Annotated in this window: 28 protein-coding genes; 12 read left to right on the top strand and 16 right to left on the bottom strand. The window is 72.2% G+C overall.

The genetic code is table 11. The features are described 5' to 3' along the window. A partial coding sequence (locus tag AB0K37_RS28620; protein ID WP_363986220.1) for a TetR family transcriptional regulator occupies positions 1-93 on the bottom strand: 93 nt, incomplete at its 3' end. 17 nt (positions 94-110) lie between these two features. Here AB0K37_RS28620 and AB0K37_RS28615 point away from each other — a divergent pair. Then, positions 111-761, top strand: a complete 651-nt coding sequence (locus tag AB0K37_RS28615; RefSeq protein ID WP_363986218.1) for a LysR substrate-binding domain-containing protein — start codon at positions 111-113, stop codon at positions 759-761. Here the strand turns inward: AB0K37_RS28615 and AB0K37_RS28610 are convergent. Next, positions 718-894: a hypothetical protein gene (locus tag AB0K37_RS28610; protein ID WP_363986212.1), complete on the bottom strand. Its 177-nt coding sequence runs from the start codon at positions 892-894 to the stop codon at positions 718-720. The genes AB0K37_RS28615 and AB0K37_RS28610 overlap by 44 nt on opposite strands. A gap of 196 nt (positions 895-1,090) precedes the next feature. Between AB0K37_RS28610 and AB0K37_RS28605 the strand changes: the two genes are divergently transcribed. Next, on the top strand, positions 1,091-2,269 hold the full coding sequence (locus tag AB0K37_RS28605) for a saccharopine dehydrogenase NADP-binding domain-containing protein (protein ID WP_363986210.1): 1,179 nt from the start codon (positions 1,091-1,093) through the stop codon (positions 2,267-2,269). 9 nt (positions 2,270-2,278) lie between these two features. Here AB0K37_RS28605 and AB0K37_RS28600 read toward each other — a convergent pair whose 3' ends face one another. Continuing rightward, positions 2,279-3,424 carry a GAF domain-containing sensor histidine kinase gene (locus tag AB0K37_RS28600; RefSeq protein WP_363986208.1) on the bottom strand — a complete coding sequence of 382 codons (1,146 nt, stop codon included), beginning with the start codon at positions 3,422-3,424 and terminating at the stop codon, positions 2,279-2,281. Further along, positions 3,421-4,077 carry a response regulator transcription factor gene (locus AB0K37_RS28595; RefSeq protein WP_363986206.1) on the bottom strand — a complete coding sequence of 219 codons (657 nt, stop codon included), beginning with the start codon at positions 4,075-4,077 and terminating at the stop codon, positions 3,421-3,423. Before AB0K37_RS28595 ends, AB0K37_RS28600 begins: the two co-directional genes overlap by 4 nt. Positions 4,078-4,256: 179 nt before the next feature. Between AB0K37_RS28595 and AB0K37_RS28590 the strand changes: the two genes are divergently transcribed. Beyond that, the gene (locus AB0K37_RS28590) at positions 4,257-5,207 is read left to right on the top strand and encodes a phosphoribulokinase (protein WP_363986217.1); all 951 of its coding nucleotides are present in this window, start codon (positions 4,257-4,259) and stop codon (positions 5,205-5,207) included. Between the two features lie 158 nt (positions 5,208-5,365). On the opposite strand, the gene AB0K37_RS28585 is transcribed toward AB0K37_RS28590, so the two are convergent. The 6 genes from AB0K37_RS28585 to AB0K37_RS28560 form a co-directional block, all read right to left on the bottom strand. Continuing rightward, positions 5,366-6,424, bottom strand: a complete 1,059-nt coding sequence (locus AB0K37_RS28585; protein ID WP_363986204.1) for an ion channel — start codon at positions 6,422-6,424, stop codon at positions 5,366-5,368. Positions 6,425-6,530: 106 nt separating this feature from the next. Next, positions 6,531-6,881 (bottom strand): hypothetical protein, encoded by a 351-nt coding sequence (locus tag AB0K37_RS28580; protein ID WP_185026212.1) that lies wholly within the window; start codon positions 6,879-6,881, stop codon positions 6,531-6,533. An 81-nt stretch (positions 6,882-6,962) separates the two neighbouring features. Further along, complete coding sequence (locus AB0K37_RS28575; RefSeq protein WP_363986202.1) at positions 6,963-7,430, bottom strand: peroxiredoxin; 468 nt, start codon at positions 7,428-7,430, stop codon at positions 6,963-6,965. Between the two features lie 19 nt (positions 7,431-7,449). Continuing rightward, entirely contained in the window at positions 7,450-7,878 is a 429-nt protein-coding gene (locus tag AB0K37_RS28570; RefSeq protein WP_185026216.1) for a DUF3052 domain-containing protein, read from the bottom strand. Between the two features lie 385 nt (positions 7,879-8,263). After that, positions 8,264-8,671 carry a YjbQ family protein gene (locus tag AB0K37_RS28565; protein WP_363986200.1) on the bottom strand — a complete coding sequence of 136 codons (408 nt, stop codon included), beginning with the start codon at positions 8,669-8,671 and terminating at the stop codon, positions 8,264-8,266. Positions 8,672-8,744: 73 nt separating this feature from the next. Beyond that, positions 8,745-8,942: a DUF1918 domain-containing protein gene (locus tag AB0K37_RS28560; RefSeq protein ID WP_363986198.1), complete on the bottom strand. Its 198-nt coding sequence runs from the start codon at positions 8,940-8,942 to the stop codon at positions 8,745-8,747. Between the two features lie 316 nt (positions 8,943-9,258). Between AB0K37_RS28560 and aceE the strand changes: the two genes are divergently transcribed. After that, complete coding sequence (gene aceE, locus AB0K37_RS28555; protein ID WP_363986196.1) at positions 9,259-12,048, top strand: pyruvate dehydrogenase (acetyl-transferring), homodimeric type; 2,790 nt, start codon at positions 9,259-9,261, stop codon at positions 12,046-12,048. A 125-nt stretch (positions 12,049-12,173) separates the two neighbouring features. On the opposite strand, the gene AB0K37_RS28550 is transcribed toward aceE, so the two are convergent. Then, positions 12,174-12,755 (bottom strand): TetR family transcriptional regulator, encoded by a 582-nt coding sequence (locus AB0K37_RS28550; RefSeq protein ID WP_363986194.1) that lies wholly within the window; start codon positions 12,753-12,755, stop codon positions 12,174-12,176. Between the two features lie 194 nt (positions 12,756-12,949). On the opposite strand from AB0K37_RS28550, the gene AB0K37_RS28545 reads away from it, so the two are divergent. Further along, entirely contained in the window at positions 12,950-13,912 is a 963-nt protein-coding gene (locus tag AB0K37_RS28545; RefSeq protein ID WP_363986192.1) for a VOC family protein, read from the top strand. Between the two features lie 82 nt (positions 13,913-13,994). On the opposite strand, the gene AB0K37_RS28540 is transcribed toward AB0K37_RS28545, so the two are convergent. Next, on the bottom strand, positions 13,995-14,369 hold the full coding sequence (locus AB0K37_RS28540) for a VOC family protein (RefSeq protein ID WP_363986190.1): 375 nt from the start codon (positions 14,367-14,369) through the stop codon (positions 13,995-13,997). Beyond that, on the bottom strand, positions 14,366-14,842 hold the full coding sequence (locus AB0K37_RS28535; protein WP_363986188.1) for an ATP-binding protein: 477 nt from the start codon (positions 14,840-14,842) through the stop codon (positions 14,366-14,368). Before AB0K37_RS28535 ends, AB0K37_RS28540 begins: the two co-directional genes overlap by 4 nt. Before the next feature lie 234 nt (positions 14,843-15,076). On the opposite strand from AB0K37_RS28535, the gene AB0K37_RS28530 reads away from it, so the two are divergent. From AB0K37_RS28530 to AB0K37_RS28515, 4 genes are read left to right on the top strand one after another with little or no spacing between them, the layout of a single operon-like run. Then, positions 15,077-15,931: a helix-turn-helix transcriptional regulator gene (locus AB0K37_RS28530; protein ID WP_363986187.1), complete on the top strand. Its 855-nt coding sequence runs from the start codon at positions 15,077-15,079 to the stop codon at positions 15,929-15,931. Beyond that, a complete protein-coding gene (locus AB0K37_RS28525) occupies positions 15,928-16,125 on the top strand; it encodes a DUF397 domain-containing protein (protein WP_363986185.1) in 198 nt (65 codons plus the stop codon). The genes AB0K37_RS28530 and AB0K37_RS28525 overlap by 4 nt, the downstream gene beginning before the upstream one ends. Next, positions 16,122-16,307, top strand: a complete 186-nt coding sequence (locus AB0K37_RS28520) for a DUF397 domain-containing protein (RefSeq protein WP_363986216.1) — start codon at positions 16,122-16,124, stop codon at positions 16,305-16,307. Before AB0K37_RS28525 ends, AB0K37_RS28520 begins: the two co-directional genes overlap by 4 nt. Next, a complete protein-coding gene (locus AB0K37_RS28515; protein ID WP_363986214.1) occupies positions 16,304-16,474 on the top strand; it encodes a DUF397 domain-containing protein in 171 nt (56 codons plus the stop codon). Before AB0K37_RS28520 ends, AB0K37_RS28515 begins: the two co-directional genes overlap by 4 nt. 260 nt (positions 16,475-16,734) lie before the next feature. Here AB0K37_RS28515 and AB0K37_RS28510 read toward each other — a convergent pair whose 3' ends face one another. Then, positions 16,735-17,667: a zinc-binding dehydrogenase gene (locus tag AB0K37_RS28510; protein ID WP_363986183.1), complete on the bottom strand. Its 933-nt coding sequence runs from the start codon at positions 17,665-17,667 to the stop codon at positions 16,735-16,737. A gap of 91 nt (positions 17,668-17,758) precedes the next feature. Here AB0K37_RS28510 and AB0K37_RS28505 point away from each other — a divergent pair, with 91 nt between their 5' ends. Beyond that, complete coding sequence (locus tag AB0K37_RS28505; protein ID WP_363986181.1) at positions 17,759-18,370, top strand: TetR family transcriptional regulator; 612 nt, start codon at positions 17,759-17,761, stop codon at positions 18,368-18,370. Positions 18,371-18,518: 148 nt separating this feature from the next. Here AB0K37_RS28505 and AB0K37_RS28500 read toward each other — a convergent pair whose 3' ends face one another. Both AB0K37_RS28500 and AB0K37_RS28495 read right to left on the bottom strand, forming a co-directional pair. Next, entirely contained in the window at positions 18,519-19,166 is a 648-nt protein-coding gene (locus tag AB0K37_RS28500) for a response regulator transcription factor (RefSeq protein ID WP_363986179.1), read from the bottom strand. Then, on the bottom strand, positions 19,163-19,939 hold the full coding sequence (locus tag AB0K37_RS28495; protein ID WP_363986177.1) for a histidine kinase: 777 nt from the start codon (positions 19,937-19,939) through the stop codon (positions 19,163-19,165). Before AB0K37_RS28495 ends, AB0K37_RS28500 begins: the two co-directional genes overlap by 4 nt. A gap of 139 nt (positions 19,940-20,078) precedes the next feature. On the opposite strand from AB0K37_RS28495, the gene AB0K37_RS28490 reads away from it, so the two are divergent. Both AB0K37_RS28490 and AB0K37_RS28485 read left to right on the top strand, forming a co-directional pair. Continuing rightward, complete coding sequence (locus tag AB0K37_RS28490) at positions 20,079-20,753, top strand: ABC transporter ATP-binding protein (protein ID WP_363986176.1); 675 nt, start codon at positions 20,079-20,081, stop codon at positions 20,751-20,753. Then, positions 20,750-23,017 carry an ABC transporter permease gene (locus AB0K37_RS28485; RefSeq protein ID WP_363986175.1) on the top strand — a complete coding sequence of 756 codons (2,268 nt, stop codon included), beginning with the start codon at positions 20,750-20,752 and terminating at the stop codon, positions 23,015-23,017. The genes AB0K37_RS28490 and AB0K37_RS28485 overlap by 4 nt, the downstream gene beginning before the upstream one ends. Positions 23,018-23,109: the final 92 nt, after the last annotated feature.

Genomic DNA, 23,109 nt, shown 5'->3' with positions numbered 1-23,109 from the left:
GGGGAAGTAGTGCTGGATCCGGCCGACGGACGTCCCGGCCTCGGCGGCGACCGCGCTCATCGTCACGGCGGCCGGCCCGGCCTCCGCCGCGATCCCCGGGGCGGGGGCCGCTGCGGCTGGCGGCGGTGACGACGGCCGCCGACCAGGTCCTGCCCGAGCTGCTGGCCTCGTTCCGGGCGCGCTGGCCGGACGTGGAGCTGGCCCTGGAGGTGGGGCCGCGCCGCCAGGTGTGGAGCAGCCTGGCCGCGCACGAGGCCGACCTCGTGCTGGCGGGCCGCCCGCCCGCCGGCGTCGCGGCGACCGTGCTGGCCAGGCGGCCGAACGAGCTGGTCGTCGTGGGCGCGCCGGAGCTCGCGGCGGGGTTCGAACTGGCCCGCACGCCGTGGGTGATGCGCGAGCCGGGGTCGGGGACGCGGGCGAGCGCGGACGCCTACCTGGCCGAGCGGGAGGCGGCGCCGCCGCGGCTCGTGCTCGGCTCCAACGGCGCCGTGATCGCGGGCGCGGCGGCGGGGCTCGGCGCGGCGCTGGTCTCGCGGGACGCCGTCGGCGCGGAGCTGGACGCCGGGCGGCTCGTGGTGATCGACGCGCCGGGGATGCCGCTGGACCGGCCGTGGCACGCGGTGGCGGGCGCGGTGCCGACCGCGACGACGCTGCTGTTCGTCCGGCACCTGCTGGAAGCGCCCGGCTGGCGGCCGGCGGCCGCGGGCTCCGCGACGGCTAGGGCAGGCTCCACAGCGACACCGACAGCAGGCCCAGGCTGACGGCGATCAGGATCATCGCGACCGCCCGCCCGCCCTCGCCGGACGGGGCGGTGCTCCGGCGCGCCAGCAGGACCACGAAGCTCAGGAGGAAGCCCGCGGCGACGACGTCCATCGCCACGGCGAGCCCTGTCACACCGTCACCATGCGCATCATCGGAGCAACCCTAGAGGAGCGCGGCCCTTCGCAGGTGCGGTCTGCACAACGCGGTCCCTCAGGGAGCGGCCCACCGTGCGGTCCCTCACAGTGCGGTCCCTCACATCGGCGCTCCGGCGCGCATGAACGGCCTCGATCGCGTCAGAATCGTGTTCGGAACCGTGAAAGGGGCCTCCATGACCGCCGACCGCCCGTACGACGTCGTCCTGTTCGGCGCCACCGGCTTCACCGGCGCCCTCACCGCCGAGTACCTCGCCCGGCACGCCGTTCCCGGCACGCGCTGGGCGCTGGCGGGCCGCAACCAGGCGAAGCTGGCGGCCGTGCGCGACCGGCTGGCCGAGCTGGACCCGGCGTGCGCCGAGCTGCCGCTGCTGCACGCCGACACCACCGACGCGGCGTCGATCGAGCAGATCGCGGAGTCGGCACGGGTCGTCATCACGACGGTCGGCCCCTACGTGAAGTACGGCGAGCCCCTGGTGGCGGCGTGCGCGCGCGCCGGCACGGACTACGTCGACCTCACCGGCGAGCCCACGTTCGTGGACCGGATGTACGTGAAGTACCACGACGCCGCGGTGCGCAGCGGGGCCCGCATCGTGCACGCCTGCGGGTTCGACTCGATCCCGCACGACCTCGGCGTGTACTTCACGGTCAAGCAGCTCCCGGAGGGCGTCCCCCTGCACGTCGAGGGGTTCCTGCGGGTGCGCGGGGACGCTTCGGGCGGCACCCTGCACTCGGCCGTCGGCATCTTCGGCGACGCCGCCGGCATGGTGCGCGCCGAGCGCGAGCGCCGCAAGGTGGAGGAGCCTCCCGCCGGGCGCAGCGTGCGGATCTCCCGGCGCCCGGCGCCGAAGGCCCGTGTCGGGGGCGGCTGGACGCTGCCGCTGCCCACCATCGACCCGCAGATCGTGGTCCGGTCGGCCGCGGCCCTCGACCGGTACGGCCCCGACTTCTCCTACGGCCACTACGTCGCGGTCAAGCGGCTCGCGACCGCGGCGGGGATGGCGGCGGGCTCGGGCGCCCTGCTCGCCCTCGCCGCGCTCCCGCCGACCCGCAGCCTCCTGCTGCGGCTCCGCACGCCCGGCGACGGGCCGTCCGAGGAGCGGCGCGCCCGCAACTGGTTCAGCGTGAAGTTCGTCGGGGAGGGCGGCGGCAGGCGCGTCGTGACCGAGGTCGCGGGCGGCGACCCCGGGTACACCGAGACGGCGAAGATGCTCGCCGAGTCGGCGCTGTGCCTCGCCCACGACGATCTGCCCGCGACGTCCGGGCAGGTCACGACGGCCGCCGCGATGGGCGACGCACTGGTCGACCGGCTCGTCAAGGCCGGGATCACGTTCCGCGTCCTCGACGCGGGCTGAGTCCCGGGTTCAGGGACGGCGGCCGGGGATGGGGATGACGGCCTCGACGGTCGTCCCGACGCCGGGCCGGCTCGTCACCGCGACCCGCCCGCCGAGCAGCTCGGCCCGCTCCCGCATACCGCGCAGCCCGTAGGAGTCGGGGCGGCGTCCGCGGCCGCCCCGCGCGAGGACGTCCCGCATCGAGAAGCCGCACCCGTCGTCGGCCACCTCCAGCCGCACCCGGTCGGTGGAGTGCTCCAGCAGCAGGTCGACGCGGCTCGCCGACGCGTGCCGCAGGCTGTTGCCGACCGCCTCCTGCGCGATCCGGTACAGCGCGGTCTGCACGTGGTCGGGAAGCTCGTCCTCCAGCTCGCCCTCGACGGTCACCGTCACGTCGAGCGCGCCCGGCGCGCCGGAGCCGTCCCCGGCCTCCCGGGCGAGGGTGGCGAGCGCCGCCGACAGGCCGAGGTCGTCCAGGACGGGCGGGCGCAGCCCCCCGATCGCCGCGCGGGTCTCGGCGGCGGCCAGCTCGCACAGCCGGCGCGCCATCATGATCTGCGCCAGCCCCTCGGGATGGTGCTCGGGCAGCGCCCGCTCGGCCGCCGACAGGTGGAAGCCGAGGCTGGCGAGCCGCTGGGCGATGCCGTCGTGGATCTCCCGGCTCAGCCGCGACCGCTCGGCCTCCTGCGCCTCCACGGCCCGCTCGGCGAACCGCTCGGCCGCGTGCTCACGCTCGCGCGCGGTCCGCAGCCGCCGGCACGACGACAGCACCGGCGCGAACAGGCCCGCGAGCGCGGTGGCGAGCGCGACGTCGTCGGGCGGGCACGGCCCGGCGGACCGGACGTCCACGACGGCGATCACGATGCCGTCGCCGTGCACGGGGATCGCGGCGCCCCGCCCGTCCGGGTGGGCGCGGGCACGGCCGTGGGCGGCGACCCGGCCGATCTCGCCCTCCCCCAGCGGGACGGGCGCGCCCCGCCATTCCAGGACGCGCTCCTCGTCGTCCAGGACGTACACGTCGCAGAACGTCAGCGTCCGGGCGGACCGCACGACCAGCTCGGCCAGCTTCTCGGCCATCCGCGGCAGCTCGCGGTCGGAGCAGGCCACGCCCGCGACGCGCACGAGCAGGTCGCTCCCGCGCCCGGCGAGCAGTTCGAGCGGCCGCGGGCCGGTCACCGGAACAGCCCCTCGCGCAGCGCCACGGCGATCGCCGCCGACCGGTCGGCCACCTCCAGCTTGCGGTACAGGGCGCGCAGATGGCTCTTGACCGTCTCCTCGCCGAGCACGAGACGCGCGGCGATCGCCTTGTTCGACAGGCCGCCCACCAGCAGCGACAGCACCTCGCTCTCGCGCTGGGTGAGGCCGCGGTTGGCGCCCGGCCAGAACTCGCCGCGGGTCAGCCGCGCCGCGGTCACCGCCATCCGCCCGGCGAGCGTCGGGTCGATGACCGTCTCGCCCTGCGCCACCTCCTCCAGCCGCCGGACCAGCTCCGGCCCGTCGACCCGCTTGAGCAGGTAGCCGCCCGCCCCCGCGCGCAGCGCCTCGAAGACGTACTGCTCGTCGTCGTACACCGACAGGAACACGACGCGGGCCTCCGGGACGCGCCCGGTGATGAGGCGGCACAGGTCGAGGCCGCTCTCGGGGCCGAGCCGCACGTCCAGCAGGACGACGTCCGGGCGCAGCGTGGTGACCAGCCGGGCCGCCTCGTCCCCCGTCCCCGCCTGCCCGACGACGCGCACCCGGCCGGGGAACCCGGCCAGCATCGCGGTCAGCCCGGCGAGGATCATCTCGTGGTCGTCGACCAGGACGACGCGTACGGGGACACCCATCCCGGCACGATAACAACCAAAGCTACTCACCAGTAGCCCCCATCGAGACGGGCCTCCTGCGGTTTCACCCCCGCTCTCCCCTGAATGGGGGACGAGCCGCCGCGCCGACCGGCCTACGCTGCACAGCGAAAACCGGATTCCGCAGAACGGAGGAGTCAGTGCCCCATCGGATCGTGCATATGCTCCGGGCGCGCGGGTCGGGCCGCCGCCCCGTCATGCTCGCCATCGCGGGGGACAGCGCGGCGGGCAAGACCACCCTGACCAGGGGGCTTGTGCGGTGCCTGGGGGCGGACCGGATGACGGCGGTCTGCGTGGACGACTACCACCGCTACGACCGCGCCGAGCGGGCCGGAAAGCCGTTCACGGCCCTGCACCCCGACTGCAACCACATCGACGTCATGGAGCAGCACCTCCAGCTGCTGTCGATGGGCGAGCCGATCCTGAAACCGGTCTACGACCACGCGACCGGCGAGCTCGTCCGGCCGGAACTGGTCGAGCCCCGCGACTTCGTGATCGTCGAGGGGCTGCTCCCGCTGCACACCCGGCTCGCGCGGGCCTGCTTCGACATCACCGTCTACCTCGACCCGCCCGAGCCGCTGCGCCACTCCTGGAAGGTCCGGCGCGACTGCGACAAGCGCGGCTACAGCCCCGAGCAGGTGAAGGCGGAGCTGGCGCGCCGCGAGCCCGAGAGCGCCGCCTACATCCGCCCGCAGCGCAAGCACGCCGACATCGTCGTCCGGTTCGCGCCCGTCGCCGGGCGCCTCGACCCGCCCGGCACCCCGCTGTCGGCCGAGCTGCTGCTGCGCCCCACCATCGACCACCCCGAGCTCGCCGGCGTCCTGGAGAGCGGGCCAGGCGACACCGGGACCGCCATGCACCTGCGCCTCCACCGCGACACCGACGGCCGCCCCGTGGACGCGCTGCACGTCCACGGTTACGTCTCGCCGGAGGAGTCGCAGGTGGTCAAGAAGGCCATCTGGGAGCGCCTGGGCCCCCGGGCCGGCACCGCCCTGCCCGACCCGGACGCCCTCGGCCGCATCGGCGACACGGGCACCAGCGACCCGCTCGCCATCACCCAGTTGCTGCTGCTGTACCACCTGCTGGACGCCGACCAGCGGCAAGCAGCTTGAGCGAAGCGAACCGGGGGGCGTGGGGGGTCGCCCCCCACAAGCGTGAGACTCCGCGTGCGCGCGGGGAGGCCCCGGGGCCTGGACCTGTGCCCCGGGCCGCGCGCCCGCGGCCGCCGGGAGGGCGCCCTCAGCGAGCGCGAGGGGCGTCCTCCCGGCTCCTACAGCTCGTGCCAGGGGATCTCGGGGCGGTGGGTGGCGACGACCGCCAGCGACTGGCCGCCGCGGATCCTCTCGTCGGGGGCGGGCGCCAGGCGGAAGCGGGCGTCCGGGCGGTGCGAGTCGCCCACCGCGAGGAGCGTGCTCCCCCGGCGCAGCAGGGAGATCGCCACGTCCAGGCGGGGCCACTCGCCGGCGTCCTCGGGGATGTCCACGCGGTAGAGGGTGCCGTCGCTGTCGAGCGTGCTGGCCAGGTTGTGGTAGATCGCGGCGATGCCCGGGTTGCGGATCGCGACCGCGGTCACCGCGGGATCGTCGATGTCGACCGGCTCGATGTTCTCGCCGACCAGCCGGAGGGCCTCGGTGATCTCGGCCCGCCGGCCGCCGTCGTGCACCCCCGCCAGCAGGTGGACGGCCGGGTCGCCGTTGCGCCGCAGGTAGGCCTCGACGGTCAGCATCACCCGCACCGTCTCGTCGTCGGTGCGGCCGACCACCAGGACCGTCCGGGCGTGCTCCAGGCACGCCCGCTCGAAGGCGGTGTCGTCGAACGCGATGACGTCGTACAGCTCAGGGTCGGGGTTCTCCCCCGCCAGCTCGCCCGGCCAGAAGACGGTCACGACCGGCGTCTTCGCGAACTGCGGGTCGGCGCGCAGCTGGCGGATGATGGCGACCAGCCCGTCCCGCTCGTAACCGACGATCACGATGTGCCGCCGCCGGTGCAGCCGCGCCTGGCCGTTGGCCCTCATCATGCGTCCCTTCCCCATCCAGAGCGTCAGCTCGGCGAACATCACCAGCCCGGCGGTGAGCCCGGCGATCATGATGAGCACGCCGCCGACCCGGCCGCCGACCGTGGTCGGGGACAGATCGCCGTAGCCGGTGGTCGTGCCGCTGACCAGGAAGTACCAGATGTACTCGTGGGGCTTCTTGATGTCGGCGCCCGGTTCCTCGAACACCGCGATGAGCAGCCAGCCCACCGCGAAGGCCGTGAGGAGGACGAGCGCGGGCGCGCGCCACGTCCGCCCGGTGATCCGGTGCACCAGGCGCATCAGCACGATCGGCATTCGCGAAGCGTGGCACCGGGCAAAATGCCGCGTCAAGCCCGATATGCCCGGTGAAGGGCCAGGTCAGGCCACGTCAGGACCTCCGTCCGGGGGGACGGCGTGCCCCTCAGGCGGCCGGGCCCCGTTTCAGGACGCGCGACAGCGCCGCGGCGACCTCCTCGGAAAGGCCGCCGTCGGCGGGAGGCTGGGCGCCCGAATGCACGAGATCGGCCGTGCCCGGCTCGTCCCGGACGGCGTCACGGGTGTGGCCGCAGTCGCGGCACTCCACCTCGCCGAGCCGGCAGACCAGCGCGGCCGAGCCGCACTCCGAGCAGCGGTCCAGGGCGTCCGCCCAGTCGTGGACGGCCTGGCACCGGGGGCAGATCAGGACCTGGTGGTCCGCCCGGACCCCGCGCTTCCACGGGCTCGCGCCGCGCACGGGGTCGGTCTGCCGCGCCCCGCAGCGGAAGCAGGGCATCACACCTCCAGGGGTGCGGGGGCCGGTTCCGGCCACCCGGTCCCGAGGGCCGTGAGGTGTGCCGGAACCGGTCCGTTTCGCTCAGAGCCCGGCGAGCGCCTTGCGGTACTCGTCGATGTCGCGTGCGTCCGGGATCGCGTTCACGACCTTCCAGCGGACCACGCCCTCGGTGTCGATGATGAAGGTGCCGCGCAGCGCCACGCCCTTGGTCTCGTCGAACACGCCGTAGCGCTGCGCCGTGCCGCCGTGCGGCCAGAAGTCGGCCAGCAGCGGGAAGCTGAAGCCCTCCTGGTCGGACCAGGCCCGCAGCGCGAACATCGAGTCGACCGAGACCGCGAGCACCTGCACGTCGGCTCCGGCCCCCGCGACGAGGCTCGACAGCTCGTCGCGCAGCGCGCACAGCTCTCCCGTGCAGACGCCGCTGAACGCCAGCGGATAGAACACGAGCATGACGTTCCTGCCGCCGCGGAAGTCCGACAGCTTCACCGGGGCGCCGTGCTGGTCCTTCAGTTCGAAGTCCGGCGCGGCGTCGCCTACGTTGACCGACAAATCGTCTCCAGCCCCGGCTCTACTTGTGGCCCTTGGGCGCGACCAGCCGCGTGCCGGACCACTCCCTGGCGGCGCTGACGCTGCTGGTCTGCGAGAGGCCGGCGGTCTGCGCCGCCTCGCCGATGTCGCTCGGCTCGACGTGCCCGTCGCGGCCCGCCTTCGGCGTCAGCAGCCAGATGTTGCCGCCCCCGGTCAGCGGGATCATGGCATCGGTCAGGCCCTCGAACAGGTCACCGTCCTCCTCGCGCCACCACAGCAGCACGATGTCGACCACGTCCTCGTAGTCCTCGTCGACCAGCTCGTTCCCCGTGAGCTCCTCGACGGAGCGGCGGAGCTCCTCGTCGACGTCCTCGTCGTAGCCGATCTCCTGCACCACCTGGCCCGCCTTCAGGCCGAGCCGTTCGGCCAGGCTGCGCTCAGACTGCGCCTGACCCGCGGTCGCGCTCACGAAAGTCCTCCCATTGTCGTCAGTCCGCACGGTCCGTGCCCGTATGGCTCTCGGCCCCCCGGGACGGGTGGCCCGTCCGCACCTGTGCGGTGTTTGCGGGACAGTCCACACAAGTGTGGGCCCCTTGCGCAAGTGTCTTCCCGGCTTTTGGTGGCCCCATTGGCCCGATTACGAAGATCCCCGTCACAGGACGCCCACCCACGGTGACCCCCGGAGGGGTTCGCGCTGCTCATTCCCGCACTGTGAAGGAAGACGACCCCCGACAGCCCCCACGCTACTCATCTCTGCTCCTTGTGGGGGGGACGACCCCCACACCCCCCGGTTCGCTGCGCTCATCCTGAACCCTGTGGGGGGACGACCCCCCACACCCCCCGGTTCGCTGCGCTCATCCTTTGAGAAAGGACAACCGAACCTGCCTGTCGGGGTTGTCGACGTTGAGGTCGACCAGCGCCACAGACTGCCACGTCCCCAGCGCGAGCCGCCCGCCCACGACCGGCAGGGTCGCGTACGGCGGCACGAGCGCGGGCATCACGTGCGAGCGCCCGTGCCCCCGCGATCCGTGCGCGTGCCGCCAGCGGTCGTCCGCGGGCAGCAGGTCGCCCAGGGCCGCCAGCAGGTCGTCGTCGCTGCCGGAGCCCAGCTCGATGAGCGCCACGCCCGCGGTGGCGTGCGGGACGAAGACGTGCAGCAGCCCGTCGCCGCCCGCCGAGGCGGCGAACCGCTCGCATTCCGCCGTGATGTCGTGCACGGCCTCGCCGGTACCGGTGGCCACCCGGACCACGGTGCTCTCCATGACCCCGTGTCTACCCCATCCGCGGCCCCGGACGCATCCGCGCCCGGACGGATCCGCGGCCGGCGCCGCGCACCTAGCGGGACGCCTTCGCGCGCGGCTCGATGACCGCGTCGGGCCCCGGGTACACCAGCCCCTCGTGGCCGTCGTCGAAGCGGATCAGGAAGGGCGGGCCGCCGTCCGGGCCCCGCACCTCGATGATCTCGCCGGTCCGGTCGGGCTGCCCCACCACGTTGCCGTGCACGTGCAGCCGGTCTCCGATCTTCCCGTTCATCCTTTTACCCCCAAGCTCCCCGGCCCGCCGGGACGGACCGCGCCGGGCATGTGAGCATTCGTTCGCTCCCCGCCTCATACGTTCCCCGCACCCCGCCGGAGGAAATCTCACGGCCGAGTGAAAAAGGCGGTTCCGGCCGGGTCGGTCCCCGCCCTGACCGGGGAGGATGGTTACTGGTTGGTAGAGATGCGTTAGCCGTGATAACCGGCGACGATGGATCACGAACCAAGGCGACGAACAGTCTGCCGGGACCGGCGGCCTCCCGCGCGGCGGCCCAGGTCTGACCTGCACAGACGGTAAGGACAGAGGGGACCCCGTGGCTTCCGGACGTCAACGCTTTTCGATCATCAGCGACGGGCTGCCGAGCCAGCTGCCCGACATCAACCCGGACGAGACCCGGGAGTGGCTGGAGTCGCTGGACACGGTCATCAAGACCGAGGGCCGCGGCAGGGCGCGCTACGTGATGCTGCGGCTCCTGGAAAGGGCGCGCGAGCTCCAGGTCGGGGTGCCCGGCCTGCGCAGCACCGACTTCATCAACACGATCCCGCCGGAGTCGGAGCCCTGGTTCCCCGGCGACGAGCACGTGGAGCGGCGCATCCGCGCCTACATCCGGTGGAACGCCGCGATCATGGTGTCGCGGGCGAACCGCCCCGAGCTCGGCGTCGGCGGCCACATCGCCACCTACGCCTCCGCCGCCTCGCTCTACGAGGTCGGGTTCAACCACTTCTTCCGCGGCAAGGACCACGGCGAGTCCGGTGACCAGGTGTTCATCCAGGGTCACGCTGCTCCCGGCATCTACGCGCGCGCGTTCCTCGAAGGACGGCTGCCCGAGGAGAAGCTCGACGGGTTCCGGCAGGAGCACTCGCACCCCGGCGGCGGCCTGTCGTCCTACCCGCACCCGCGGCTCATGCCGGACTTCTGGGAGTTCCCCACGGTGTCCATGGGCCTGACCGCGATCGACTCGGTGTACCAGGCCCGGTTCAACCGGTACCTGTACAACCGCAAGATCAAGGACACGTCCCGCTCGCACGTGTGGGCGTTCCTCGGCGACGGCGAGATGGGCGAGCCCGAGTCGCTCGGCGCGATCGGCCTGGCCGCCCGCGAGGAGCTCGACAACCTCACCTTCGTCGTCAACTGCAACCTCCAGCAGCTCGACGGCCCGGTGCGCGGCAACGGGAAGATCATCCAGGAGCTGGAGTCGTTCTTCCGCGGCGCCGGCTGGAACGTCATCAAGGTCATCTGGGGCCGCGACTGGGACCCGCTGCTCGCGCAGGACGTCGACGGCGTCCTGGTCAACCAGATGAACACGACGCCCGACGGCCAGTTCCAGACGTTCTCCGTCGAGTCCGGCGAGTACATCCGGGAGAAGTTCTTCGGCGACGACCCGCGACTGCGCAAGATCGTCCAGCATCTGTCGGACGACGACCTGCGCAAGCTGTCGCGCGGCGGGCACGACTACCGCAAGGTGTACGCGGCGTTCAAGTCGGCCCGCGAGCACGTCGGGCAGCCGACCGTGATCCTCGCGCACACCATCAAGGGCTGGACGCTCGGCTCGGACTTCGAGGCCCGCAACGCCACCCACCAGATGAAGAAGCTCACCAAGGCCGAGCTGAAGGAGTTCCGGGACCGCCTGTACCTGGACATCCCCGACTCGGCCCTGGAGGCGCCGCTGCCGCCCTACTACCACCCGGGCGAGGACTCCGAAGAGATCCAGTACATGCGCGAGCGCCGCGCCGCCCTCGGCGGGTTCCTGCCGAAGCGCGTCGTGCGGGCCAAGACGCTCAAGCTGCCCGGCGACCCCGTCTACAGCGAGCTGAAGAAGGGGTCCGGCAAGCAGAACATCGCGACGACCATGGCGTTCGTCCGGCTGCTCAAGGACCTGATCAAGGACGAGAACATCGGCGCCCGGTTCGTACCGATCGCCCCGGACGAGTACCGCACGTTCGGCATGGACTCGCTGTTCCCCACGTCCAAGATCTACTCGCCGCACGGGCAGACCTACGACGCCGTGGACCGCAAGCTGCTGCTGTCGTACAAGGAGGCCGAAAGCGGCCAGATGCTCCACGAGGGCATCAGCGAGGCGGGGTCGATGGCCTCCACCATCGCGGCGGGCACCTCCTACGCCACGCACGGCGAGCACATGATCCCGGTCTACATCTTCTACTCGATGTTCGGGTTCCAGCGGACCGGCGACCAGATGTGGGCGCTCGGCGACCAGATGGGCCGGGGGTTCCTGCTCGGCGCCACCGCCGGCCGCACCACGCTCACCGGTGAGGGCCTCCAGCACGCCGACGGCCACTCCCCGCTGCTCGCGGCGTCCAACCCCGCGTGCGTCCACTACGACCCGACGTGGGCCTTCGAGCTGGCCCACATCGTGAAGGACGCGCTGAGGCGCATGTACGGGTCGTCCGAGGAGCACCCCAACGGCGAGGACGTCTTCTACTACCTCACCGTCTACAACGAGCCGTACCAGCAGCCCGCCGAGCCCGAGAACCTCGACGTCGACGGACTCCTCAAGGGGCTGTACCGGCACAGGGCGGCCCCGGAGGTCGCCTCCGGGAACGGCGAGGCGCCCCGGGCGCAGATCCTCGCCTCCGGCGTCGGCGGCCGGTGGGCCCTCGAAGCGCAGCGGCTGCTCGCCGAGGACTGGGGCGTCGCCGCGGACGTGTGGTCGGCCACGTCGTGGAACGAACTGGCCCGCGAGGCCCGCGAGTGCGACGACTGGAACCTGCTGAACCCCGACGCCGACCAGCGCGTCCCGTACGTCAGCCGGGTCCTCGACAACGTCGCCGGGCCGATCGTCGCGGTGTCGGACTACATGCGCGCCGTGCCCGACCAGATCGCTCCGTGGGTGCACGGGGACTACACCTCGCTCGGCACGGACGGGTTCGGGTTCTCCGACACCCGCGCCGCCGCCCGGCGGTTCTTCAACGTGGACGCCGCGTCGATCGTCCTCGCGGTGCTCACCCGCCTCGCCCGCCACGGCGAGATCAAGCCGGAGACCCTGACGGAGGCGATCCGGCGCTACCGGCTGAACGCCGAGGTCAGCGACGTCTTCGCGGGCGGCGTCGGCAGCGCCGAGAGCAACACCGGCGGCGACGCCTGAGGCCGAGGTCCGGAGGGGTGATCGCGGAGGTGTAGGCCGCGATCACCGGCACGCGCGAAGGGCCCCGGGGACTCCTCCCCGGGGCCCTTCCGCATTCACCGTCCAGGCTCTTCCCGGGCGGCTCGCTATGCCGGGTCCGGGCCGTTCTCCAGGCGGGCCAGCGCCGCGTCTATCTCGGCGGGCCCGGCGAGGCCGGGCTCGTGCGCCCACTGCATCCAGATCATGGCCACGATCCCGAAGACGGCTCCGACGGCGTCGCGGACCCGCGGGTCCTCCGGGGCGCGGCCGGCCTTGTCGGCGACGAGCCGGCGCACCTCCGCGATCAGGCCGGGGCTCCTGCGCAGGTTGGCGGCGAGCAGTTCGGGCACGGTCGCCGCGAACACCTCCCGGGCGTGCCCGGCGGCGATCTCCTCCGGCGACAGGGCGGCGAACGCGTCGCGGAACGCACCGCGCAGTACGGCTACGGGCGCGCCGGGCGGCTGGGCGGCCAGCGCCTCGGTGAGAGGCGGGAAGCGGTCGAGGACGACCAGGTGCTCCTTGGTCGGGAAGTAGCGGAAGAAGGTGGCGGGCGACACCTCGGCGGCCTCGGCGATCAGCTCGGTCGTCGTGGCGTGGTAGCCCCGCTCGCGAAAGAGCCTGAACGCCTCCCGCAGGATCGCCTCCCGCGTCCTGGCCTTCTTGCGCTCGCGCAGCCCGCCGTCTCCCATGCGGTGGACTCTACCGAGGAACTTTTGATAGTTGACTCTCAAAAGAAAGTGTACTTTCATGTTCGCGCGGGGAGCCGCCCGCACGGGCCGTCGAACGGCACGCGGGCCCGGCGGCGGTCGCGGCCGGACCTGACCGGGCGGACGCGTCCGCACGGCACAGCCACTCGACCCTTCTAAGTTCGGAGGCCCTCACCATGGGCGAGGACATCAACGGCCTGCACCACGTGGGCCACATCGTGCGAGACATGGGCCAGGCCATGGAGACCTACCACCGGCTCGGCTTCACCGTGGAGGCTCCGCTCTACCCCGTGCTGCCCCGCGTCGCGGGCGGAGCCCCCGAGCCGTTCGGCGTGGCCAACGCGCATGTGCGGTTCCCGCGCAACTTCATCGAACTGGTGGCCGTGATCGACGGCACCGGCCGCATGCCCGGCGAGGCCCGCGCGGTCCCGCTGCGGGTCCCCGACGCCAGGCTGCCCGGACTGCTGGCCGCCATCGAGGCCACCTCCGCCAACATCGCGTCCTTCCTGCGGCGGTTCCAGGGCCTGCACATCATGATCATCGATACGCCGGACATCGATGGCGTCGCCGCTGGACTCACCGCGGCCGGCGTCGACCACGGCGGTGTGCACGCCGTCCAGCGCCCCGTCGAGACCCGCACCAGTACCCGCATGGAACCGGTCCGCTACCTGGAGATATCCGAGCCCGGCCTGCCTGCCGGACGGGTGCCGGAAGGCAGGGTCGGGTTCGCCGAGAACGACCCGGCCCAGAGGCCCGGCGCTCCGCCGCACACCGGCCACCCCAACGGCGCGACCGGGCTGGTCGAATGCGTCCTGTGCGTCGACGAAGAGGCGCTCCCCGATCTGACGCGGCGTTACGCCGCCTACTTCGGACAGGCGCGGAACGGCCGGACGCACACCTTCGACCGGGCGAACGTCACCGTCGTCACCTCGTCGGCACTCGGTGCCCTGCTCCCCGGTGAACGCCCTGCGGCTCTGCCCGCGTTCGCCGCCTGCACGGTGTCGGTACGGGACATCGCCGTCACACGACGGATCCTGGACGACAACGGTGTCCGCGTCGCGCGAACCGGTCGCGACGAGATCTTCGTACCCGCCGACGCCGCGCTGGGCACAGCGATCATCTTCCGCCAGGAGAAGTGAGTCCCGTCCGGCACGCAGGCCGAGACCACCGGCTCGCGCGAAGGGCCCGGGGTCCCACCCGGAGCCCTTGCGCGTACCGGCATCAGGACGACGCGGGCGTGAAGACGCCGAAGGTGTTGCCGGACGGGTCCTGCAAGTAGGCGAACTTGAGGCCGTTGCCCGTGCTCAGCGGCGGCATGGCGACCTTGCCGCCGGACTTCACGGTCTGGTCGCAGACGGCGTCGACGTCCTCCACGAGCACCAGGAACATCGCGTGGTTGCGGGACGCGTCCGGCTCGTGGGAGATGCCGCCGGACGGCATGTCGGCGCCCGCGTAGCTGACCAGGTCGTAGCCTTCGCTGTTCGGGTCGCTCGCGAACTGCCAGCCGAACATGTCGCCGTAGAAGTGGCGGGCCTCCTCCGGCGCGTCGGTGCCCACCTGGAACCACGTGACGGTGTTGAACGCGGGAACGGTCATCGATCTCCTCCTTGGAACGCTGCTGCCAACAGCGTCGAAGATCCCCGCGACAGCCCCCTGTCGGAGTTTTCAGAAGATTTCGCGAACCGGAACTCCACCCACACCACCGTGCGGTCGCCGTCCGTCCGGTATCCCCAGCGATCCGAGAGGGCCTCGACGATCCGCATCCCGCGCCCGCTCTCGGAACCGTCCTCCGCTTTGACCCGGGGACGCCTGCCGTCCGCCCCGTCGTCGGCGACCTCCAGGCGGTGGACGCCCTCCCCCACCAGCAGGCTCAACGTCACCCAGCCGCCGTCGCCCGAGGCCGTATGGGTGATGGCGTTGCAGACGGTCTCGCTCCCGACCGTCATCAGGTCGTCCAGCCCGGGGTGGCCCGGCGGCAGCATGTCCCGCAGGAATCGCCGCGCGTTCCGGACCGACCGGTGGACGCCCGGCAGCGTCACCGCGCCGAGCACGACGAGTTCGCCGCTCATCACCCCGCCACCCACGACACTCCACGCCGGGCCGCAGTGGGCGGCGCCTCCCGTCGCGGCGGGGTCCTTCTCGTCTCGGGCGCTCCCATCGGGCGCCTCCCTTCATTTCGGAGTCGCCCGCCACACTCACCGCCCGAAGCCCTCGTGTCCTGGGGCCTGAACGTTCTCCGACTGAACGTTCAATCGCCCGCCATTCCGTGTACGGATCGCCACACTCGGTGACACCCTTGAAGAATGCCTTCCGGGAACGCCCCCACCGTTCGCCAGCGCCGGATCGGCTCGGCGCTCCGCAAAGCCCGCGACCACCACAACCTGACCGTCGCCACCGTGGCCCGCCGCTTCGGCCGCTCCCAGGGCTGGATGAGCATGGTCGAGAACGGCCTCCAGGCCATCGCCCCCGAAGAGCTCAGCGACTTACTCGACTTCTACGGCATCGACGACGGCCCCCTCCGCGAATCCCTCCTCCACCTCGCCACCCACAAACCCGGCAAGTGGGTACGCGAGCGCGAGGGCCGCATCTCAGCCGCCGCCCTCGATCTGGCCAGCTTGGAGGAGGACGCCGCAGAAATCCGCACCTTCCAGCCCTGCATCGTCCCCGGGCTCCTCCAGGTCCCCGACTACACCCGTGAACTCATTACCGCAGGACCTATCCAGCATCCGCGCAATGCCAAATGGCTTGTCGACTTCCGGGTGTCACGCCAGCAGGTGCTGAGCCGTCCCGACCCGCCTCGTTACGTACCGATCATCGCGGAGGCGGTCCTAAGCAACCGGGTCAGCGGCGACCCCGAGATCCAGAGAGCACAGATTCGAAGGCTGGCCGAAGTGGCTCGCCTCGATCACGTGGATCTGCGCGTGCTCTCCAGCAGTGCCAGCAAGTATCTATGGCTTGCCAGCCCCCACCATCTCATCTCCTTGCGGCCGCCCGGCCGTCTCACCGTCTCTGTGGTCGATCATTTCGCCCAGAGCATTTTCGTGGAGGACGAGGACAAGGTCGCAGCGCATGTGGAGACATTTGAGCTGCTGCTTTCGGCCACTCTGGACAAGACCGCTTCGCTGAGACTCATCGACGAGATAGCGTCGCAATCATGAACACTCCTGAGCTGCCCCGCTCCCTCTGGCGCAAGAGCACCTACAGCGGCGGCGACGAGGGCGAATGCATCGAGGTCGCCCCTCTCAACGGTCGCGTCGCCATCCGCGACAGCAAGAACCCCGCCGCCGGACACCTCACCCTCACCCGCCAGACCTTCGCCTCCCTCCTCACCCGCCTCGCCGCACGGCCATAACCACCCCGCCCTACTGGCGCAAAAGCACCCGCAGCGGCGCCGACGAGGGCGATTGCGTCGAGGTCGCGGGGCTGGACGGCCTCATCGGCATCCGCGACAGCAAGAACCCCGCCGCCGGACACGTCACTCTCACCCGCCAGACCTTCGCCGTCCTCCTCACCCGCTTCGCCGCACGGCCATAACCACCCCGCCCTACTGGCGCAAGAGCAGCCACAGCGGCGGCGGCGAAGGCAACTGCGTCGAGATCGCCGCACCGGGCGGCCACACCTATGGCGGTCATCTGCTGCCGACCGATGGCGCCACAAGTGCCGTCAACTTGAAGACGGCATCTGGCTGGTCTGCCGATTGATCAAGGTGATCGGCGAACTGGCGCGCCGCTCTCCGCACGACGGTCACGAGCATGACGCCGATCCGCCCGGCTTTCGGCCGGGCATCGTCGTCCGTGCTGATAGGTCTTGCTGGAACCCCTCGTGCGTCTGATGCCATCCGGGTCCGGGCGCCAGAGACAGTGACGCTCCTGCTCCCCGATTGCCAGCGAGCTTGATCCAGGAGTCACGTGCCGGGTGCGGGGATCTGGATGAGAACGCGGCGCGCCGCGTCTCCTTCGCGTCAGGCGATGTCGAGGACCGCTTTGCCGTGCAGGCGGCCGTCAAGCAGGGTCTGTGCCGCCTCGGTGTGACGGGTCCACGGACCGCGCCAGGTGATGCCGGGGTCGAGGCGGCCAGCGGCGACCTCGGCGGCCAGCCACCTCAGGTCTGCGGAGAAGTCCGCGGCCGGCTCTCCGTAGAGGTAGAAGGTTCGGATGGAGCGATCGTGCCGTCCGTCGGTAGCCAGCAGGGACTCCGGGGGGAGGACGGAGTCGGCGCCCGACGACCTCCCCACGTTCACCAGCGTGCCGTGGGCCTCCAGGGCGTTGAAGGCGTCCACCAGATGCCGGCCGCCGACATTGTCCAGCACGCCGAACACCGGTTGCTCGACCGCGGCGGGATCGGTGTGGACCTGGTGCGCCCCCAGGGCGCGAAGTTCGTCCGCCTGGGAGGGGTTCCGGCTGATCGCCACCACCTCGGCCCCGGCACGGGCGGCGAGCTGGACCGCGTAGCGGCCGACGCCGCCGGACGCACCGGTGACCATGACCCGGCGACCTATCAGCTGGCCCATGCGGCGCAGGACGTGAAGGGCGGTCAGCCCGGCGACCGGGACGGTGCTGACGGCGCCGAGATCCGCATCGTCAGGAACGACGCCGAGGCGGGCGGCCGGCACGGCGCGCAGTTGCGCCCAGCCGGTCACCCCCACGGTGACGACACGGGTGCCGGCCGCGGGGCTCGTTCCGTCGGCTGCGGCCCGAACCACGGTACCGGCCGCGTCCCAGCCGACCACAGTCCCCTCCGGCGCCTTGGGGTCGGCGGCGGCGCTCACCTCTCCGTAGTTGAGCGAGACCGCTTCGACCCGCACCAGCGCCTCGCCGGGCGCGGGTATCGGGTCGGGGACGTCGGTCAGGGTGAGGTGCGCCGGGGCGCCGTGGTCGACGACAAGAGCACGCACAGGTCTGTCCCTCCAGAAGAAAGTGCCACAGTGTGGCATTTGCGTCACCGTAGCACATGCTCTACTGGTGCGGTCCGGTTATGCTGACCGGGTGTCGACCGTCCATCAGCCACCCCCTGACCAGCCCGCCTCCCTCAGGGAGCGCAAGAAGCTGCGCACCCGTCAGGCGCTGGCCGAGACCGCCGTGACGCTCTTCGCGGAGCGGGGATTCGACAGCACGCCGCTGGACGCACTGCTGGAACGGGTGGAGGTGTCGCGCCGGACCTTCTTCCGCAACTACCGCTCGAAGGAGGACGTGGCACTCACCGCCGTCAAGGAACTGTGGAGCACGTTCCTGACGGCCCTGGACGAGCGCGAGCAGTCAGGGCGCCTGGTCGAGGTGTTCCGCGACACGATGCTGGTCGCCCTCGACCGTATGGGCGCCACCTGGCATCCGCGCTTCGCGGCCACCTTGAGACTGATCGAGGAGTCCCCGTCCCTGAACGGATACTCCCTGCGGCATTGCGATGAGATCCAGAGCGAGATCAAGCAGCGGCTCGCCACCCCGGACACCCTCCAGCAGCGGCTCGCGCTGGAGTTCTGCGTCGCCGCATGGCGCTGCGCCTACGACCAGTGGCTTCCCGACTGCGATCCGGCACGGCTGCCCCGATGCGTCCGCGACGCCTTCGGCTCCATGAACGACGGCCTGAACGCAGAGATCTGACCGGCGGACTGGACACTTCGGAAATCGACAGCCATGTCGAACAGATGGTCACCCGGCCTCACGGGTCTCCCCTCACCTGGCAGAGCTTCGCCGTCCTCATCAGTCGTCCGGCTCCTCGGATCTGATCCGCCTGGCGGTGCGCGGTCGGTCAGTCGGGGGTGCCGGGGACTACCAGGCCTGTCTCGTAGGCGACCACTACGGCCTGGGCTCGGTCGCGTAGGCCTAGTTTGGCGAAGATGCGGGTGACGTGGGTTTTGACCGTCGCCTCGCTCAGGTGGAGGTGGGCGGCCAGTTCGGTGTTGGACAGGCCGCCGCCGACCAGGCGGAGCACCTCCTTCTCGCGCGGGGTCAGGACGTCCAGGCCCTGGGGCTTCGGGGCGGGGCGGGCGAACCGCTCGACAAGGCGGCGGGTGATGGACGGGGCGAGCAGCGCGTCCCCGGTCTCGACCAGCTTCACCGACGCCACGAGGTGTTCGGGGGTGACGTCCTTCAGCAGGAACCCGCTGGCGCCGGCGGCGAGCGCGGAGTACACGTACCGGTCGAGGTCGAACGTCGTCAGGATCAGCACCCGGCACGCCGGGTCGTCGGCGAGGACCCGGCGGGTGGCCTCCAGGCCGTCCATCCCGGGCATCCGGATGTCCATCAGCACCACGTCCGGCCGCAGCCGCCGCGCGGCGGCGACCGCCTCCAGCCCGTCGGCGGCCTCACCGACCACCTCGATCCCGGACCTGCTGAGAATCATCCGGAACCCGCCGCGCACCAGCGTCTGGTCGTCGGCGATCAGCACCCGGGTCACGGCCGCTCCAGGGGGATCCGCGCCCGCACCCGGTAGCCGCCGCCCAACCGCCGCCGAGCGTCGAGGTCGCCGCCGTACACCGCGACCCGTTCGCGCAGCCCGGCCAGCCCCCGGCCGCCGCTGCCCTCGGGCGGGGCGGGGCCCGTCCCGGTGAGGACGCTCGGGCCGGTGTTGAGCACCTCCAGCCGCAGGTTCCGCGTCCCGTAACTCACCGTCACCTCCGCCGTCGCCCCGGAGGTGCCGTGCTTCAGCGCGTTGGTGAGCGCCTCCTGGACGATGCGGTATCCGGTCGCGTCGATCCCGGCGGGCAGCGGGCACGGTTCGCCGGTCACCCGCACGTCGACCGGCAGGCCCGCGAACGCGATCCGGTCGACGAGGGTCCCCAGGTGCGCCAGCGACGGCTGCGGGGCGAACGCCTCGCCGTCGCCGTCCGGGGCGGGCGCGAGGACCCCGAGCAGGTGCCGCAGCTCGGTCATCGCCTCCCGGCCGGTCCGCTCGACGGCCAGCAGCGCCTCCTCGGCCTCGCCGTCGACGCCGTGCCGGGCCGCGCCCGCCTGCACGACCATGACGCTGACGCTGTGGCTGACGATGTCGTGCAGGTCCCGGGCCACCCGGGCCCGCTCCTCTTCGACGGCCCGGCGTGCGGCGCCCTCGCGTTCGCGTTCCAGCAGCCAGGTTCGCGCCCCGAGCTCGGCGCGGCGCCTGCGCCGCTCCCATAGGGCCCATGTGCAGGGGACCGCGGCGAGGAGGGGCACGAGCCACGCGGGCAGCATCCGCCCATCCTGCCGCCAGACCCGGACGGAGCGCATCATCCTGGCGGTTCACGGCCGTACATCCCTCGGTTGACCCGGCCCCGGAGTTACACCCAGGACCCGACGCGCGGGCGGGGGCGCGGCTCGTACCGTCACCGGCATGGAGCTGATGGTCCAGCTGATGGACGTACGCAAGGAGTACGGCGAGACGGCCGCGCTCGCCGGGGTGAGCCTCGACATCCAGGCCGGTCAGGCCGTCGCGGTGATGGGCCCGTCGGGGTCGGGCAAGTCGACCCTCCTCAACATGATCGCCGGCCTGGACCGGCCCACCTCGGGCACCGTGGTGGTGCGCGGCGAGGACATCACGGCGATGGGCGAGGCCGAGCTGGCCCGGTACCGGCGGCGCCGCATCGGCATGGTCTTCCAGTTCTTCAACCTGCTCGACGACCTGCCGGTGCTGGAGAACGTGATGCTGGCCGCCCAGCTGCTCGGCACCGCGCGGAAGCAGGCGCAGGCCCGGGCGATGGAGCTGCTCGACGAACTCGGCATCGCCGATCGCCGCAACGCCTACCCCGTGGTGCTGTCGGGCGGGGAGCGGCAGCGGGTCGGCGTCGCCCGCGCGCTGATGAACCGGCCCGCCCTGCTGCTGGCCGACGAGCCGACCGGCGCGCTCGACTCGCGGGCCGGTGAACAGGTCATGGACCTGCTGCTGGACCTCAACCAGATCGGCCAGACCCTGCTCATCGTCACCCACGACGAGCGGCTGGCCACCCGGGTCGCCGACCGGGTCGTCGCGTTCGAGGACGGCCGCGTGGCCGCCGAGGTGACCCGGTGAAGGCGGTGTGGCAGGCCGCACGGTTCGCGGTGCGGCGGCGCAAGCTGCAAACGTCCATCATCTCGCTGGTGCTGCTGGTCTCCACCGGGACGGTCGTGCTCGCGCTGGGCCTGCTCGCCACCGTGGACGGCCCGTACGACAAGGCGTTCAAGCGGCAGCACGGCGCGCATCTGACGGTCTCCTACGACCCCGCGAAGGCGACGGCCGCGCAGGTCGCGGCGTCGGCGTCCCGGCCGGGCGTGACGGCGGCGGGCGGCCCGTACCGCTCGCAGGTCGTGAACGTCCCGGACGCCGGCGGGCCCGGGCCGGGGCTGCTTCCGCCCGGCCCCCTCACGGTCGTCGAGCGGACCGTCCGCGGCGACGACCCGGTCGACCGGCTGGCGCTCAGGAGCGGCCGCTGGGCCGCCGCCCCCGGCGAGATCGTGCTGGGCACGGACTACGCGCGGTTCCCGTTCGACCCGATCGGGAGAAAGGTGACCTTCAGCGACGGGCGGACCTTCACCATCGTCGGGATCGGCCGGTCGATCACCCGGTCCGCCCAGGCGTGGGTGGCGCCCGGGGAGCTGACCGCCCCGGACGGCCTGCAGATGCTCTACCGGCTCGCCGACCCGGCCGCCCCGGCCGGCACGATCATCGCCGGGCTGCCGGCGACCGCGAGCCAGAGCTATCTCGTCTCCCGGCAGCAGGCCACCGAGGCCGGAACGACCGTCATCCCGTTCCTGATCGCGTTCGGGATCGCCGGGCTGCTCGTCGCGGTGCTCGTCATCGCCAACGTGGTCAGCGGCGCCGTCGTGTCGGGGTTCCGGCACATCGGCGTCCTCAAGTCCCTCGGCTTCACCCCCGCCCAGGTCACCGGCGTCTACCTGGTGATGATCGCCATCCCCGGGGTGCTGGGCAGCCTCGCCGGAATCGTCGCGGGCAACGTCCTGGCCGGGACGGTCACCACCACGCTGGGTGATTCGTTCGACCTGCCGACCGCCAGCGGCGTCTCCCCCTGGGTGGACGTCCTGGCCTTCACGGGCGTCCTCGCGGTCGCCGTCGTCACCGCCCTGGTGCCCGCCGTCCGGGCGGGCCGGATCCCGACGGCGGTCGCGGTCAGCGCGGGCGCCGCGACACGGCGGGGCCGGGCCCTGCGGGTGCAGCGGGCGCTGGCCCGGACGCGGCTGCCGCGCCCGGTCAGCCTGGGCCTGGGCCTGCCGTTCGCGCGGCCGGGCCGTACCGCGCTGACCGTCACCGCCGTCGCGTTCGGAGTGGCGGCGGTGACGTTCGCCGCCGGCCTCAACCGGTCCCTCAGCGCCTACCTCGCCGACTCCGAACTCACCGAGACCGTCCAGGTCGTGGTGCCCGTCGAGGGCGGCCGGCCGATCTCGCTGGCGGGCCGGCCGGGCACCGCCAAGGTCGCGGCCACGCGGTTCGAGCAGGCCCACGTTCCGGGGTTCGACCGGCCGGTGCAGGTCAAGGCCTACCAGGGGGACGTCACCGACCGGCACGGCTACCGGATGGTGCACGGCCGCTGGCTCGGCGGGCCGGGTGAGGCCGTCGTGGGCGACCCGTTCCTGAAGACCGGCGGCAAGAAGATCGGCGACACCGTCGTCGTGACCGTGGACGGGAGGAAGGCCGCCCTGCGGATCGTCGGGACGGCGCTCGTGGACGGCGGCGACACCGTCCTCACGGACTGGGCGTCCCTCACCTCGCTCCTCGACCGCGAGAAGTCGGCGCCGTCCTCGGAATCCTCCCGCCCGCGCTCCGGCATGGTGACCTCGCTTCTGGAGGTGACGCTCACCCCTGGCACCTCCCCCGAGCACTACGCCGCCGCGCTCAGGGCGGACGGGATCCCGGCCGAGCCGGCCGCCGAGGGCATCGAGTCCGGCCAGGTGATCCTCCTCGGGCTCCTCACACTGCTGACCCTGGGGCTGACCACGGTCGCCGGGCTCGGGGTGTTCAACACGGTGATCCTCAACACGAAGGACCGGGCGCGCGACTTCGGCGTCCTGAAATCGCTGGGCGCGACACCGCGGCAGGTCCTGACGGTCGTGCTCGCCTCCATGGCCGTGCTCGGCCTGGTCGGCGGACTCATCGGACTGCCGCTGGGCCTGGCCGCCCACCATGTGGTGCTGCCGGCCATGGCCGACACCGGCGGTCTCGTCCTCCCCTACGGCCTTCTGGAGACCTTCCCCTGGCCGCTGATGCTGCTGTCCGTGCTGGCGGGCATCGCGATCGCCCTGCTCGGCGCGCTGATCCCGGCGGGCCGGGCGTCCCGGTGAACTTGTTGTGCATGCGCGAGTAGTTGTCGCCGACCTTCCGGTTGGCGGCGCATCCGCGAGTGGATATGTAGCGCCCGCTCTGCTTCGGGAAC

It is taken from the genome of Actinomadura sp. NPDC049753, assembly GCF_040674655.1.
GTDB classification, from domain to species: domain Bacteria; phylum Actinomycetota; class Actinomycetes; order Streptosporangiales; family Streptosporangiaceae; genus Spirillospora; species Spirillospora verrucosospora.
Note: the sequence above shows the minus strand (reverse complement) of the source record. Positions and strands in the feature narration are given on the sequence as shown.

Bases quoted from the DNA above. Each gene is read 5' to 3' on its own strand.
- AB0K37_RS28590 (WP_363986217.1), top strand. From the start codon at position 4,257: ATGCTCCGGGCGCGCGGGTCGGGCCGCCGCCCCGTCATGCTCGCCATC.
- AB0K37_RS28530 (WP_363986187.1), top strand. From the start codon at position 15,077: ATGCCTTCCGGGAACGCCCCCACCGTTCGCCAGCGCCGGATCGGCTCG.
- AB0K37_RS28605 (WP_363986210.1), top strand. From the start codon at position 1,091: ATGACCGCCGACCGCCCGTACGACGTCGTCCTGTTCGGCGCCACCGGC.
- AB0K37_RS28550 (WP_363986194.1), bottom strand. From the start codon at position 12,755: ATGGGAGACGGCGGGCTGCGCGAGCGCAAGAAGGCCAGGACGCGGGAG.
- AB0K37_RS28560 (WP_363986198.1), bottom strand. From the start codon at position 8,942: ATGAACGGGAAGATCGGAGACCGGCTGCACGTGCACGGCAACGTGGTG.
- AB0K37_RS28490 (WP_363986176.1), top strand. From the start codon at position 20,079: ATGGAGCTGATGGTCCAGCTGATGGACGTACGCAAGGAGTACGGCGAG.
- AB0K37_RS28595 (WP_363986206.1), bottom strand. From the start codon at position 4,077: ATGGGTGTCCCCGTACGCGTCGTCCTGGTCGACGACCACGAGATGATC.
- AB0K37_RS28580 (WP_185026212.1), bottom strand. From the start codon at position 6,881: ATGCCCTGCTTCCGCTGCGGGGCGCGGCAGACCGACCCCGTGCGCGGC.
- AB0K37_RS28495 (WP_363986177.1), bottom strand. From the start codon at position 19,939: ATGCTGCCCGCGTGGCTCGTGCCCCTCCTCGCCGCGGTCCCCTGCACA.
- AB0K37_RS28565 (WP_363986200.1), bottom strand. From the start codon at position 8,671: ATGGAGAGCACCGTGGTCCGGGTGGCCACCGGTACCGGCGAGGCCGTG.
- AB0K37_RS28585 (WP_363986204.1), bottom strand. From the start codon at position 6,424: ATGCCGATCGTGCTGATGCGCCTGGTGCACCGGATCACCGGGCGGACG.
- AB0K37_RS28545 (WP_363986192.1), top strand. From the start codon at position 12,950: ATGGGCGAGGACATCAACGGCCTGCACCACGTGGGCCACATCGTGCGA.
- AB0K37_RS28540 (WP_363986190.1), bottom strand. From the start codon at position 14,369: ATGACCGTTCCCGCGTTCAACACCGTCACGTGGTTCCAGGTGGGCACC.
- AB0K37_RS28525 (WP_363986185.1), top strand. From the start codon at position 15,928: ATGAACACTCCTGAGCTGCCCCGCTCCCTCTGGCGCAAGAGCACCTAC.
- AB0K37_RS28535 (WP_363986188.1), bottom strand. From the start codon at position 14,842: ATGAGCGGCGAACTCGTCGTGCTCGGCGCGGTGACGCTGCCGGGCGTC.